13 protein-coding genes and 2 pseudogenes are annotated in these 13740 nt (G+C 72.1%); 11 read left to right on the top strand and 4 right to left on the bottom strand.

All coding sequences use genetic code 11. The annotated features are described in order from the left end of the window. Positions 1–94 precede the first annotated feature (94 nt). Both ABZ842_RS08700 and ABZ842_RS08695 read left to right on the top strand, forming a co-directional pair. Complete coding sequence (locus ABZ842_RS08700; protein WP_361533923.1) at positions 95–1777, top strand: AMP-binding protein; 1683 nt, start codon at positions 95–97, stop codon at positions 1775–1777. Further along, positions 1774–3438, top strand: coding sequence for an AMP-binding protein (locus ABZ842_RS08695; protein WP_361533920.1), 1665 nt, complete (start codon positions 1774–1776; stop codon positions 3436–3438). Before ABZ842_RS08700 ends, ABZ842_RS08695 begins: the two co-directional genes overlap by 4 nt. A 21-nt stretch (positions 3439–3459) precedes the next feature. Here ABZ842_RS08695 and ABZ842_RS08690 read toward each other — a convergent pair whose 3' ends face one another. From ABZ842_RS08690 to ABZ842_RS08680, 3 genes and pseudogenes are all read right to left on the bottom strand, one after another. Then, positions 3460–4293 carry a hypothetical protein gene (locus tag ABZ842_RS08690; protein ID WP_361533917.1) on the bottom strand — a complete coding sequence of 278 codons (834 nt, stop codon included), beginning with the start codon at positions 4291–4293 and terminating at the stop codon, positions 3460–3462. A gap of 167 nt (positions 4294–4460) precedes the next feature. Continuing rightward, positions 4461–5114 (bottom strand): helix-turn-helix domain-containing protein, encoded by a 654-nt coding sequence (locus ABZ842_RS08685; RefSeq protein WP_361533914.1) that lies wholly within the window; start codon positions 5112–5114, stop codon positions 4461–4463. A gap of 158 nt (positions 5115–5272) precedes the next feature. Continuing rightward, positions 5273–5566, bottom strand: a pseudogene (locus tag ABZ842_RS08680) (sugar diacid recognition domain-containing protein); the annotation flags it as partial. Between ABZ842_RS08680 and ABZ842_RS08675 the strand changes: the two are divergent. From ABZ842_RS08675 to ABZ842_RS08635, 9 genes are all read left to right on the top strand, one after another. Then, the gene (locus tag ABZ842_RS08675) at positions 5520–6275 is read left to right on the top strand and encodes an MFS transporter (protein ID WP_361533911.1); all 756 of its coding nucleotides are present in this window, start codon (positions 5520–5522) and stop codon (positions 6273–6275) included. The pseudogene ABZ842_RS08680 and the gene ABZ842_RS08675 sit on opposite strands and share 47 nt — an antisense overlap. Beyond that, the gene (locus ABZ842_RS08670) at positions 6272–7060 is read left to right on the top strand and encodes an FAD-dependent oxidoreductase (protein WP_361533908.1); all 789 of its coding nucleotides are present in this window, start codon (positions 6272–6274) and stop codon (positions 7058–7060) included. Before ABZ842_RS08675 ends, ABZ842_RS08670 begins: the two co-directional genes overlap by 4 nt. 246 nt (positions 7061–7306) lie before the next feature. Beyond that, positions 7307–7558, top strand: coding sequence for a hypothetical protein (locus ABZ842_RS08665; protein WP_361533905.1), 252 nt, complete (start codon positions 7307–7309; stop codon positions 7556–7558). A 92-nt stretch (positions 7559–7650) separates the two neighbouring features. Further along, positions 7651–7971, top strand: a complete 321-nt coding sequence (locus ABZ842_RS08660) for a helix-turn-helix domain-containing protein (RefSeq protein WP_361534358.1) — start codon at positions 7651–7653, stop codon at positions 7969–7971. A 194-nt stretch (positions 7972–8165) separates the two neighbouring features. Next, a complete protein-coding gene (gene uraD, locus ABZ842_RS08655; RefSeq protein ID WP_361534355.1) occupies positions 8166–8639 on the top strand; it encodes a 2-oxo-4-hydroxy-4-carboxy-5-ureidoimidazoline decarboxylase in 474 nt (157 codons plus the stop codon). A 69-nt stretch (positions 8640–8708) separates the two neighbouring features. Next, the gene (gene uraH / locus ABZ842_RS08650) at positions 8709–9059 is read left to right on the top strand and encodes a hydroxyisourate hydrolase (protein ID WP_361533902.1); all 351 of its coding nucleotides are present in this window, start codon (positions 8709–8711) and stop codon (positions 9057–9059) included. A gap of 7 nt (positions 9060–9066) precedes the next feature. Continuing rightward, positions 9067–9990: a factor-independent urate hydroxylase gene (gene pucL, locus ABZ842_RS08645; RefSeq protein WP_361533899.1), complete on the top strand. Its 924-nt coding sequence runs from the start codon at positions 9067–9069 to the stop codon at positions 9988–9990. A 35-nt stretch (positions 9991–10025) separates the two neighbouring features. Further along, positions 10026–11399: an 8-oxoguanine deaminase gene (locus ABZ842_RS08640; protein WP_361533896.1), complete on the top strand. Its 1374-nt coding sequence runs from the start codon at positions 10026–10028 to the stop codon at positions 11397–11399. A 351-nt stretch (positions 11400–11750) separates the two neighbouring features. Next, complete coding sequence (locus ABZ842_RS08635; RefSeq protein WP_361534352.1) at positions 11751–13169, top strand: nucleobase:cation symporter-2 family protein; 1419 nt, start codon at positions 11751–11753, stop codon at positions 13167–13169. Here the strand turns inward: ABZ842_RS08635 and ABZ842_RS08630 are convergent. Next, positions 13111–13575 (bottom strand): annotated as a pseudogene (locus tag ABZ842_RS08630) (chitosanase); the annotation flags it as partial. The gene ABZ842_RS08635 and the pseudogene ABZ842_RS08630 sit on opposite strands and share 59 nt — an antisense overlap. Between the last annotated feature and the right edge of the window lie 165 nt (positions 13576–13740).

Raw genomic sequence — 13740 nt, 5'->3', positions numbered from 1 at the left:
CTCGTCCCTGCCCGACCACCCCCGATCGGGGGTGGTGAGACCTACATCACTGATTACACGATGCTACTGAGTTGTGCGGCAAGGAGGAGGTCACATGGTGACAAGCGGCGTGACACAGGAGTTCCGGGAGGCCCGGGACTTCCTGCTGCGGCACCGGGACGACTACCAGATCGCGTACGACGGCTTCGCCTGGCCGCGTCCGACGCACTTCAACTGGGCGTTGGACTGGTTCGACGAGATCGCGGCGGGCAACGACCGCACCGCGCTCCACATCGTCGAGGAGGACGGCACCGACACGCTGCTGACCTTTGCCGAACTGTCCGAACGCTCGAACCGGGCGGCGAACTGGCTGCGCGACCAGGGGGTGCGCGCCGGCGACCGCGTCGTCGTGATGCTGGGAAACCAGCACGAGCTGTGGGAGACGGCGCTCGCCGCGATGAAGCTGCGCGCCGTCGTCATCCCGGCCACCCCGCTGCTCGGCCCCGTCGACCTGCGGGACCGCGTCGAGCGGGGTCGGGCTACGCACGTTCTCGTACGCTCCGTGGACGCGCCCAAGTTCGCTGACGTACCCGGTGACTACACCCGGATCGCGGTCGGTGAGCGGATCGAGGGCTGGCTCTCGTACGGGGAGGCGCAGGCCGAGGGCGCGTCGGACTTCCAGCCGGACGGCCCTACCCGTTCGGACGACCCCCTGATGCTGTACTTCACCTCGGGCACCACCGCCCGCCCCAAACTCGTGGAGCACACCCACACCTCGTACCCCGTCGGCCATCTGGCGACGATGTACTGGATCGGCCTCAAGCCCGGTGACGTCCATCTGAACATCTCCTCGCCGGGATGGGCCAAGCACGCCTGGTCGAACCTCTTCGCGCCGTGGAACGCGGAGGCGACCGTCTTCGTCCACAACTACGCCCGCTTCGACGCGGTCCGGCTGATGGCCGAGATGGACCGCGCCGGCGTGACCAGCTTCTGCGCGCCGCCCACGGTGTGGCGGATGCTGATCCAAGCCGACCTCGGCCTGTTGGCGAACCCGCCGCGCGAGGCCGTAGCCGCCGGCGAGCCGCTGAACCCCGAGGTCATCGAGACCGTGCGGCGCGAATGGGGCGTCACCATCCGGGACGGCTTCGGCCAGACGGAGACCGCGGTCCAGGTCGCCAACACCCCGGACCAGTTGCTGAAGGCCGGCTCCATGGGCCGCCCCAGCCCCGGGTACGTGGTGGAACTCCTCGACCCGGTCACCGGCCGCCCCGGTGCGCGCGAGGGCGAGATCGCGCTGGACCTGTCGACCAGCCCGGTCGGCCTGATGGCCGGCTACCACGGCGACGAGGAGCGCACGGCCGCCGCGATGGCAGGCGGCTACTACCGCACCGGCGACATCGGCACCCGGGACGTCGACGGCTACATCACCTACATCGGCCGCTCCGACGACGTCTTCAAGGCGTCCGACTACAAGATCTCGCCGTTCGAGCTGGAGAGCGCCCTGCTGGAGCACGAGTCCGTCGCCGAAGCCGCCGTCGTCCCCGCACCGGACCCGGTGCGGCTCGCGGTGCCGAAGGCGTACGTGGTGCTGGCCGACGGCTGGGAGGCCGGCCCGGACACCGCGAAGCTGCTCTTCGACCACTCCCGCTCGGTCCTCTCCCCCTACAAGCGCATCCGACGCATCGAGTTCGCCGAGCTGCCGAAGACCGTCTCGGGCAAGATCCGCCGCATCGAACTGCGCGAGCGCACCGCGAACGGCACCGTCAGCACCGAGTACGACGAGGGGGACCTGCGATGACGACCGCGACGACGGCCGGGACGACGCCCGGGACCTCGGCCGGGACGCCCGTCCGTGCCGCCTCCTACGAACACGGCACCGGCACCCGCGGGTTGCTCGGCGACACCATCGGCGAGAACCTCGCCCGGGCCGTGACCGCCCACCCCGACCGCGAAGCGCTGGTCGACGTGGAGTCGGGCGCCCGCTGGACGTACGCCGAGTTCGCCGCGGACGTCGAGCGGCTGGCCCGCGCCTTCCTCGGCGTCGGCGTCGCCAAGGGCGACCGCGTCGGCATCTGGGCGGTCAACTGCCCCGAGTGGGTCCTCGTGCAGTACGCCACCGCCCGCATCGGCGCCGTCATGGTCAACATCAACCCGGCGTACCGCGCGCACGAGGTGGAGTACGTGCTGCGCCAGGCCGGCATCACGGTGCTGTGCGCCACCGAGCGGCACAAGTCCAGCGACTACCGCGCCCTGGTCGAACAGGTCCACCCCGCCTGCCCCGACCTGCGCCGGATCTGCTACTTCGAGCACGAGTCCTGGGACGAACTGCTGGCCGCCGCCGACGGGGTGCCCGCCGACGCGGTCACCGCCCGCGAGGAGGAGCTGTCCTGCGACGACCCCGTCAACATCCAGTACACCTCCGGCACCACCGGCTTCCCCAAGGGCGCCACCCTCTCCCACCACAACATCCTGAACAACGGCTACTTCGTGGGCGAGACCATCAACTACACGGAACGGGACCGGATATGCATACCCGTGCCGTTCTACCACTGCTTCGGGATGGTGATGGGCAATCTCGCCGCCACCTCCCACGGGGCCTGCATGGTCATCCCGGCCCGCTCCTTCGACCCCGAGGCCACCCTGCGCGCCGTCGCCGAGGAGCGCTGCACCTCCCTGTACGGCGTGCCGACGATGTTCATCGCGGAGCTGAACCACCCCCGCTTCGCCGCGTACGACCTCTCCTCCCTGCGCACCGGCATCATGGCCGGCTCGCCCTGCCCGGTGGAGGTGATGCGCCGGGTGGTCACCGAGATGCACATGGCCGAGGTCTCCATCTGCTACGGCATGACCGAGACCTCGCCCGTCTCCACCCAGACCCGCCGCGAGGACGACCTGGAGCTGCGCACCGGCACGGTGGGCCGGGTCCTGCCGCACGTCGAGGTGAAGGTCACCGACCCGGCCACCGGGGTCACCCTGCCGCGAGGCCGGGCCGGCGAGCTGTGCACCCGCGGCTACAGCGTGATGCTGGGGTACTGGGGCGAGCCGGAGCGGACCGCCGAGGTCATCGACTCCGGGCGGTGGATGCACACCGGTGACCTGGCGGTGATGCGCTCCGACGGCTGCGTGCAGATCGTGGGGCGCATCAAGGACATGATCATCAGGGGTGGCGAGAACGTCTATCCGCGGGAGATCGAGGAGTTCCTCTACGGACACCCCAAGATCGCGGACGTGCAGGTCGTCGGGGTCCCCGACGAGCGGTACGGCGAGGAGATCCTGGCCTGCGTCATCCCGCGGGACCCCGCCGACCCGCCCACCCTCGACTCCGTCACCGCCTACTGCCGGGAACGCCTCGCCCACTACAAGATCCCGCGCCGGCTGGAGATCCTGGCCGACTTCCCGATGACGGTCAGCGGCAAGGTCCGCAAGGTGGAGCTGCGCGAGCGCTACGCCCCGGGCTGAGCAGCGTCGCGGCGCGCCGTCTCAGGTCGTGTCCGCGGGGGCGCCGGTGTCCACCAGGTCGGCCGCCGCACCGTTCACCGGCTGGGGCGTGCCCGTCAGGTCCAGGACGAACAGCGGGATCGCGAGCCGGTCGGCGCGGGCGCGGGCTTCGTCGGTGTAGCCCGCGAGGGAGAAGTACACCGTGGTGACGGCGGAGCTGAGGCCGTTGAGCCACAGGCACTCCACCTCGCGCAGCGTCGCCCGCCGCACCGACGGCTCGACCTGGGCGAAGACGCCCGGCCCCCGCAGGTCGACACCGGAGGACCCCGCGCCGTCGCGGTGGCCGCGCGCCTCCGGCCGGTGGACCACCTGCTGCACCACGTCGCGGAAGCCCAACCACGTCAGGTACAGGGCGGCGGCGTTCACCGCGTCCCGCGCCGTGCGGATGGTCAGCGGACGGAACCCGGGGCGGGGCGTCGCCGCGGTCCGCGGCAGCGGAATGTGCCCGGAGGGCCGTACGTCGGGCGGCGCGGCGGGCCAGATCGGCGCCGGGCCGCCCGGCTCCGGCCGGTCACCGCAGGGCTCCTCCCGTCCTTCCTGCTCCTCCTCGGAGTCCAGGGCGCGTACGGGCATGCGCAGCAACGCGCCGCAGGGGCAGCCGAGTTCGGGCTGGGGCCAGTCGTCCACCCGGGCGCACCCGGGACAGCGCACGCTCACCCAGTCCTCCCGCCAGGTCCGCCGCAACAGTGGATCGGGCGGCACGGTGCGCACCAGCGGGGGCGACACGGGAGCGCCGCAGGGGCACGGGAACACGGGCGCGGAGTACCGGTGCTCCCGCAGACAGGAAGGGCAACGCACGTTCACCGCGTCGGCCATCGAACTCTCCCGTCACACCCCGTCGTTCCCGGTCGGGGACATCGTCGCGCACTTCCCCCCTCCGTGGGAGAGCGCGGCGGTGCGCGACGGCGCGCGATCCGGAGCCCGCGGCCCCTTCGGACTCCCCAGACCCATCGGACCCATCGGACCCCTCGGAGCCCCCGAGGTCAGCTTTCCAAGACGTCGGCGATGCAGGCCAGGTAGAGGGCCATCGCGGTGCGCGGCTCGCGGACGTCGCGGCCCGTCAGGTCGTCGATCTTCGCCAGCCGGTACAGCAGGGTGTTGCGGTGCACGGCCAGCCGCTCGGACGTGCGCAGCAGGTGGAAGCCGCACTCGGCCCAGGCGATGAGGGTCTGCCTCAGGTCGGGCCAGTCGGCACGGCCGCGCACCCCGTCGAGGAGCGCCGCCGCGTACCGGGTCCGCTCGTGGCGCACCGCGGCGCCGACCAGTTGGGGGACCCGGAACTCGGCGACGGGGAAGACCCGGGTGTCGGGCCGCAGCGCGGGGCCGGAGCGCAGGACCGCCGCCGCGTCCCGGTAGGAGCAGTGCATGCCGGTCACGCCGGTGCCCGGTTCCCCCACGGCCACCCGGGCGTCGAGGTCGTGCCGCTCCGCGATCAGCTCCGTCAGCACCGTGCAGCGGTCCAGGAGCGGTCCCGCGGACGCGGACGCGGACGCGGCGTGCAGCACCAGGTGCCGGCCGGCGGAGAGTTCGCCCGCCACGTCCTGCGCGCTGCGGAACACCTCCCGCACCGTGCGCAGCAGCGACAGCCGGGGCACCGCCGACGCCCCGCCCGCGGTGCCCCGGCCGCGTACGTCCAACAGCACCGCCGTCCGCGGCAGTGACGCATCCAGGCCAGCTCGGACGCCCGCGCCCCGACGGTGTCGGCGTCGACCACCTCGGGGTCGTGCAGTGCGACGTCCCGGACGAAGTCGTCCACCGCGCGCTCGCGCAGCAGCGTCGAGCGCAGCAGGACCGCCTCCGCCAACAGGATCTCGGTCTGCCGACGCACCACGAGGCCGAAGCGGTACACCTCCGCCGGATCGCCGGTGAGGCACACCGTGCCCACCACCTCGGCGCCGACGATGACCGGCAGGCTCATGCCGGGCCGCACGCCGCGCAGCCGGCGCGCCTGGGGCGCGGTGTGGGTCGCCGCCCGGCCGGTGCGCAGCACCTCGTGCGACGCCTCGCGCACCGTGCCGAGCCGGGCCGTGTCGCCGCAGCCGATGACGACCGCGTCCCGCAAGTCCCGCGGCCCGCTCCTGGTCGTCATGGTCACCATGTGGTCCGTCGGCGCGGCCACCGCGTACGTCGTCGGCTGGCTGATGATGAGCACCGGGCACGACGACTGGCGCTGGATGCTGGCGAGCAGCGCCGTACCCGCCGCGCTGATCCTGCTGCTGCGGTTCGGCACCCCCGAGTCCCCGCGCTGGCTGATGAACCAGGGCCGGACCGACGAGGCGAAGCAGGTGGTCCGCCAGATGCTCGGCAAGGACGCCGAGCTGAGCGACCTGGAGGAGGAGGCGCAGACCGTCACCCGCTACGGCGACATCTTCCGCGGCGTCTACCGGAAGCGCACGGTCTTCGTCAGCGTCTTCTGGGCCTGCCAACTCCTGCCGATCTACGCCATCACCACATACGAGCCCACCATCAGCCAGTGCCTCCAGGCGATCTATCAGTCCGAGCTGTTCCCGACGAGCGTGCGCGCCACCGCCACCGCCACCGCCAACGGCTTCGCGACCGGCGCCAGCCGCATCGGCGCGGCGATCGGCACCTGGGGCGCACCGGTCGTCCTCGACCACAGCACCCGGCTGGCGATGTTCCTCGGCACCCTGGTCTGCGGTATCGGCTGGCTGGTCTCGCACCGGCTGGCGCCCGAGACCAGGGGCAAGACCCTCGCCGAAGCGAGCGGTGCCCGGCCCGAACCCCCGTCCCCGTCCCCGTCCCCGTCCTCCCCGACCGTCGCGAAGGAGCCTTCGTGAGGACCCCGTCGACGTCCGGATCGCCGTCCTCCGCCGTCGTCGTCGGCGGTGGGGTCGTCGGTCTGGCCTGCGCCCACCACCTGGCGCGCGCCGGCCTCGCGGTGACCGTGCTGGAACGCGACCGGCTCGGCAGCGGGGCGTCCCGCGGCAACGCCGGCGAGGTCGAGCTGGTCGAGGGCGCCCGGGTGACGACGGTACGGCGGCGGGCCGGCCGGATCGAGGTGCACAGCACGGCCGGCAGCCACGGGGCCGACACCGCCGTGATCGCCGCCGGGGTGTGGTCACGCGAGCTGTGCCGCGTCCTCGGGGTGGACTTCGACCTGGTGCCCGGCAAGGGGTACAGCTTCTCGGTCGCGGCGGATCCGACGCCGCGCCGACTGGTCCACCTCGGTGCCGCGAAGGCGGTGTTGACCCCGCTCGGGAAGCGGCTGCGGGTGGCCGGGACGATGGAGTTCGACCTCGATCCGGACCGCTTCAGACAGCGCCGGGTGGACGCCATCGTCGCGGCGGCGCGGCCGTACCTGCCGGGTGCGGGCTGGGAGCGGCGCGAGGAGGAGTGGATGGGGCCGCGCCCCATGACCCCGGACGGCCTGCCGCTGATCGGCCCCGTGCCGGGGCAACCCGGACTCCTCCTGGCGACCGGGCACAACATGCTCGGCCTGATGCTGGCGCCCGCGACGGGCCGCCTGGTCGCGGAGCTCGCGACGGGCACGGCGCGCGAGGACCTGGCGACACTGTTCGCCCCAGCACGCGCGGCCCGCCGCGCCCGGGTCCCCCGCCACTAGCGAGCCGGCCGCGCCGTTGCACTCCGTGTCGGCTGTCGTCTGCGACCCGGTGGTGGGCTTGTCGCGCAGTTCCCCGCGCCCCTAATTGCCCACGCCCTACGGGCGTATGGGCGGAACTGTGAGACAAGCCCACCACCGGCCCCTGGCGGCGCCCACGGCGCATCGGCGCAAGCACGCACAAGCGCGGCACGGGGGGACTTGGCAAGCCCGGCCCCTCCGCGGCCCGGCCCGCGTTAGGTTGGGGCCGTGCGATTGAGAGTGGAGTTCACGACCGAGCCCTTCGACCTGGACGAGGCACCGGCGCACGCCGTCGTCGCCCGGGAAGTGATCCAATCCGCCGACCTGGACGCGGTGGACGTGGGGCCCTTCGGCAACACGGCAGAAGGCCACGCAGACGCGGTGCTCGCCGCCGTCGACGCGCTGCTGCGCGACTCGCTCGGGGCCGGGGCCACGCGGATCTCGCTCCAGGTCAACGTGGTCGCGGAGGGGCACAAGTGACCGCTCGCGACCGCGCTTCCGCAGCAGAGGGCGGCCCGGCCGCGGACGGCGGGCATCCGCTTGCCCGCGCCGTCCGGCCGCTGGTGGACGCCATGGGCGCGGAGATCGTGCGCCCCGACCGCGCAGGGCCGGAGGACGTCGTCCTCGCCTGGGAGGGACAGGACGTCCTCGCCGTACGGCTGCCGCAGCTCTCCGAGTCGCTCGACCGCATCCTCGCCGCGCTGGAGCGCAGCCACGGCATGCCGCTGTCCGCGCTGGACCGCAAGGCGAAGCAGTCGGTGGTGCGGAACCTGGAAGCGCGGGGGGCGTTCTCCGTGCGGCACGGCGTGGAGACCGTCGCCGGCGCCCTCGGCGTCAGCCGCTTCACCGTCTACAACTACCTGAACAGGGAGAACGCCACGAAGGGCGAGTAGCCCGGCTGCTGATTTTCAACAAAGTGTTGACGGGGTTGTCGTGCAGCGCGTTAGCTATGCGCAGCCCGTTTCGACGCACCGCGAAAGCAGCCACGGAGGTTCCCGTGACGTCGAGTTCACCGCGCCTTCCGGGAGTACGGGGAGACCCGAGCGGACCGGCGACGGCCCCCGCCGAACTCGCCCGCTTCAACACCCTGCCGGCGCGGGCCGCGAGCGCCGAGCTGCACGAGGTCTGCGCCAGCGCCGCCTGGGGCGCCCGGCTCGTCGCCCGCCGCCCGTACGCCTCCGCCGAAGCCCTCTTCGCCGCCAGCGACTCGGCCGTCGCCGAGCTGACCGCGGCCGACCTCGCCGAAGCGATGGCCGGCCACCCCCCGATAGGCCGACCGAAGGCCGGGGATCCCCTTTCCGCCCGCGAACAGCGCGGGATGTCCGACGCGTCCGACGGCCTCAAGCGCGAGGTGCTGGAGCTGAACCTCGCGTACGAGGGGAGGTTCGGGCACGTCTTCCTGATCTGCGCCACCGGCCGGACCGGGGACCAGCTGCGCGACGCCCTGCGCACCCGGCTCGGCAACACGCCCCAGCAGGAGCGGGAGATCGTCCGCACCGAGCTCGGCAAGATCAATCGCATCCGGCTGGCCCGGCTCGTACCGACCGCGCGAGGGGCGTGAACCCTTGCCGCGCTCCGAGCGTCAGCACGAGCCAACACAGGGCAACGCAACGCAGAGGAAGTCACGCGCATGAGCACGCACTCCACCGCTTCGGTGTCCACGCACGTCCTGGACACCAGCACCGGCCGCCCCGCCGCCGGCGTCGTCGTCCACCTCGTCGCCCGCAGCGGGCCGAAGGACGCATGGACGGCCGTCGGCGGCTCCGCGACCGACGCGGACGGGCGCTGCAAGGACCTCCCGGCACCACCGGAGGGCACCACCCACGCACGCCTCGAATTCCGGACCGAGGAGTACTTCGGCAGTGCGGCCGGAGCGTTCTTCCCCGAGGTGACGGTCGCCTTCGCCGTAGTCGCGGGCGAACACTTCCACGTACCGCTGCTTCTCAACCCGTTCGGCTACTCCGTATACCGAGGGAGCTAGCGACAACATGCCCACGATCCTCGGCCAGAACCAGTACGGCAAAGCAGAGAACCGCGTGGTGCGGATCGTGCGCGACGGCGAGACCCACCACATCAAGGACCTCAACGTCTCCGTCTCGCTCAGCGGCGACCTGGACGACGTCCACCACTGCGGCTCCAACGCCAACGTCCTGCCGACCGACACCACCAAGAACACGGTGTTCGCCTTCGCCAAGGAACACGGCATCGACTCCGCCGAGCAGTTCGGCATCCACCTCGCCCGGCACTTCGTCACCTCGCAGCCGGCGATCCACCGCGCCCGCATCAGGATCGAGGAGTACGCCTGGGAGCGCATCGACAGCGACGCGGCGAACTCCCGCGCCACCGACGCCGACGCGTTCAAGCACTCGTTCGTCCGCAAGGGCCAGGAGACCCGACTCAGCCAGATCGGCTACGACGGCGAGCGCTGGCAGGTGATCTCCGGGCTCAAGGACCTCACCGTGCTGAACTCGACGGACTCCGAGTTCTGGGGGTACGTGAAGGACGGCTACACCACCTTGAAGGAGGCGTACGACCGGATACTGGCGACCGACGTCTCCGCCCGCTGGCGCTTCAACTGGACCGACGACGAGCAGCCCGCACCGGACTGGGAGGGGTCCTACGAGCAGGTGCGCCGGCACCTGCTGCACGCCTTCGCCGAGACGTACTCGCTCTCCCTGCAACAGACCCTGTACCGGATGGGGACCAGGGTGATCGACCGCCGCGGCGAGATCGACGAGATCCGCTTCTCGCTGCCGAACAACCACCACTTCCTGGTGGACCTCGCACCCTTCGGGCTCAAGAACGACAACGAGGTGTACTTCGCGGCCGACCGGCCCTACGGCCTGATCGAGGCCACCGTCCTGCGCGACGGGGCCGAGCCGCAGATCCCGGTCGACCTCACCAACCTCTGAACACGCCGCGATCCGCAGAGAGTCGAGGAACCGCCATGGCGCCTTCGCGCACCGTCATCGAGAACTGCGCCATCGCGACGGTGGACGCCCACGACACCGAACACCCCTCGGGACACCTGGTCGTCGCCGGCGACCGGATCGAGTCCGTCGGCGCGGGACCGGCACCCGCGGACCTCGCCGACGTCGTCCGCCGGATCGACGCCACCGGACACCTCGCCACCCCCGGCCTGGTCAACACCCACCACCACTTCTACCAGTGGCTCACCCGCGGCCTGGCCACCGATCACAACCTCTTCGACTGGCTGGTGGCGCTCTACCCCACCTGGGCGCGGATCGACGAACCGATGGTCCGCGCCGCCGCACAGGGCTCCCTCGCGATGATGGCGCGCGGCGGCGTCACCACCGCGATGGACCACCACTACGTCTATCCCAAGGGCTGCGGCGACCTCACCGGGGCGATCGTGGGCGCGGCGCGGGAGACCGGCGTCCGCCTCACACTGGCCCGCGGCTCCATGGACCGCGGGCAGTCCGCCGGCGGGCTGCCGCCCGACTTCGCCGTCGAGGCGCTCGACGACGCACTCGCCGCCACCGAAGAGGCCGTCGACACCCACCACGACGCGTCCTTCGCCGCCATGACCCAGATCGCGGTCGCGCCCTGCTCGCCCTTCTCCGTCTCCACCGAACTGCTGCGCCAGGGCGCCGAACTCGCCCGCCGCAAGGGCGTGCGGCTGCACACCCACGGCTCGGAGACGGTGGAGGAGGAGCAGTTCTGCAAAGAGCGCTTCGGCCTCGGACCCACCGACTACCTCGCCTCCACCGGCTGGCTCGGCGACGACGTGTGGATGGCCCACTGCGTCCACATGGACGACGCGGACATCACCGCCTTCGCCCGCACCGGGACCGGCGTCGCCCACTGCCCCTCCTCCAACGCCCGGCTCGCCGCCGGCATAGCCCGCGTCCCCGACCTGCTCGCCGCCGGCGTCCCCGTCGGCCTCGGCGTGGACGGCACCGCATCCAACGAGTCCGGCGAACTGCACACCGAACTGCGCAACGCACTCCTGGTCAACCGGCTCGGCGCACACAGACAGGCCGCCCTGACCGCCCGCCAGGCGCTACGGCTCGGCACCTACGGCGGAGCCCAAGTGCTCGGCCGCCACACGCAGATCGGCTCCCTGGAGGTCGGCAAGCTCGCCGACCTGGTGCTGTGGCGGCTGGACACCCTCGCCCACTCCACCATCGCCGACCCGGTGGCCGCACTGGTCCTCGGCGCACCCGCGCCCGTCACCCTCTCGCTCGTCGGCGGCACCGCCGTCGTCGAGGACGGGCGGCTCACCACCGTCGACGAGGACGCCGTGGCCCGCACCGCGCGCGCCGAGGCCCGGCGCCTGGCCGAACTCGCCCGCCCCTGACGCCGTTCAGGGGCGGGGACGGTCCGACCGAGGGGGACGGCCCTCGGGCGGCGCCGCGGGACCGTCCTCCTCCGGGACCGCGATGCCGGGAGGCGGCGCGCCCAGCCGTAGGCGCCAAGGGCGCGGCGCGCCCCTTCCGGCAGCGGCGGCGACCACCGCCGCACCCCGTGTCGCTCCACTTCGCACCACCTCCCTGACACCCACGTCCACGCCGACGTGCAACCGACCGGAGGAACCGCCGTGGCTGCCGAACCCACGCCCCACAGCGACACCAGCGACCCCCCAGAGCCCGCCGCCCCCACCGCGAATCCCGCCGTCGAGGGGACGGGGAAGCACCCCGTCGACGAGACGCTGCCGCCCGTCAAGCTCCTCACCAGCGGTCTCCAGCACGTCGCCGCGATGTACGCGGGCGTGGTGGCCCCGCCCATGATCGTGGGGCCCGCCGTGGGCCTCGACGCCCAGGACACCGCCTTCCTCATGGGCGCGAGCTTGTTCACCGCGGGCATCGCGACCCTCCTCCAGACCCTGGGCATCTGGAAGATCGGCGCCCGACTGCCGTTCGTCAACGGCGTCTCCTTCGCCGGCGTCACCCCGATGATCGCCATCGGCGAGGGCCGCGGCAGCGACGGCATCGCCGTCATCTTCGGCGCGGTCCTCGTCGCCGGTCTCGTCGGCTTCCTGCTCACCCCGTACTTCTGCAAGCTGGTGCGCTTCTTCCCGCCCGTCGTCACCGGCACCGTGATCACCCTGATCGGGCTCTCCCTGCTGCCCGTCGCCTTCCGCTGGGCCCAGGGCGGCAACGCCGCGGCCGACGACTACGGCTCGATGCGCAACGTCGGCATGGCCGCCCTGACCCTGGCCGTCGTGCTGGCGCTGCGCAAACTGCTCCGCGGCTTCCTGCAGCAGATCGCGATCCTGCTCGGCCTGGTCGTCGGCACGCTCGTCGCCGTCCCCCTCGGCATGACCGGCTTCGACGCCATCGAGGACGCGGACGTCTTCGGCTTCCCCACGCCCTTCCACTTCGGCGCGCCCCAGTTCGAGATCGCAGCGATCGTCTCCATGTGCATCGTGATGCTGGTCTGCATGACCGAGTCCACGGCCGACATGCTCGCCCTCGGCAAGATCGTGGACAAGCCGGCCGACGAACGCACCATCGAGGGCGGGCTGCGCGCCGACACCCTCGGCAGCGCCCTGAGCCCGCTCTTCAACGGCTTCATGGCCAGCGCCTTCGCCCAGAACGTCGGACTGGTGGCGATGACGAAGGTCCGCAGCCGCTTCGTGGTCGCCGCGGCCGGCGGCATCCTGGTCCTGCTCGGACTCTTCCCCGTCGCCGCGTCCGTGATCGCCCTCGTGCCGCTGCCGGTTCTCGGCGGCGCGGGCGTCGCGCTGTTCGGCACGGTCGCGGCGAGCGGCATCCAGACGCTGGCCTCGGCGGCGCTGGAGAAGGGTGAGAACGCGCTGATAGTGGCCGCGGCGGTGGGCATCGGCACGATCCCGATCGCCGCGCCCGACTTCTACCACGCCTTCCCCGAGGACATGTTGGTCGTGCTGGACTCCGGCATCTCGACCGGCTGCGTCGTGGCGATCGTGCTGAACCTCGCCTTCAACCACTGGGGACGCAGGTCTTTCGAACAGGGGGGCGCGGTGGAGGAGGCCACCGCACGGGAGCCCGCCGTGGACGAGGGCGTCGCGCCGGCGGGCGCCGCCGACGTCAGTCGATGTGGAAGCTGTCCCCGTACACCTTCCAGTCCAGCGGCGTGTTCAGGTTGAAGTTGCCCTTCCGCACGAAGACGCGTTGGGCGGTGTCCACCCGGCTGGTGTCCTCGCGCGCGGCCTCCTGCTTCATCGCCCACACCCGCGCGTCGAGGAAGGCGTTCAGATACGCCCTCTCGTCGCCGCCCCGGGCCGGTGGCTTCGCCTTCGCGAGCGCCTTCTTGCGGATGTTGGTGAAGCTGGTGCGGTCTCCGCCGTCGCCGTGCATCACGATCGCGTCGTAGTAGATGAACTGGCCGAGCACCCCGACGCCGTCGCCCTTGCCCCGGCTGACGGCTGGCTCGAAGTACACCCGGTCCCGCTCGTCGTTCTGCGCCTGCTTGAACGTCTCGCCCTGGGCGGCCCTGCGCCAGTCCTTGGTGCAGTTCGGGTCGAGCCCGGCGTGCGAGTCGCTGCCGTTCACGCCGTCGTGGTGGCGACCAGCGCGAACAGGGCCAGTGCGACGGCGGTCCGGGGCAGGTGGTGGTGGGGGGTGGTCACGGTGCCTCCAGCCGGTCGTGGGCGGCGAGACTGTCAGGAACCCTTCCTAACAGGATGTCTACCAAGCCGACTTCGGCCCCGTACGCCC

Source organism: Streptomyces sp. NPDC047315 (assembly GCF_040643215.1).
In the GTDB taxonomy this organism is placed as follows: Bacteria; Actinomycetota; Actinomycetes; order Streptomycetales; family Streptomycetaceae; genus Streptomyces.
Note: the sequence above shows the minus strand (reverse complement) of the source record. Positions and strands in the feature narration are given on the sequence as shown.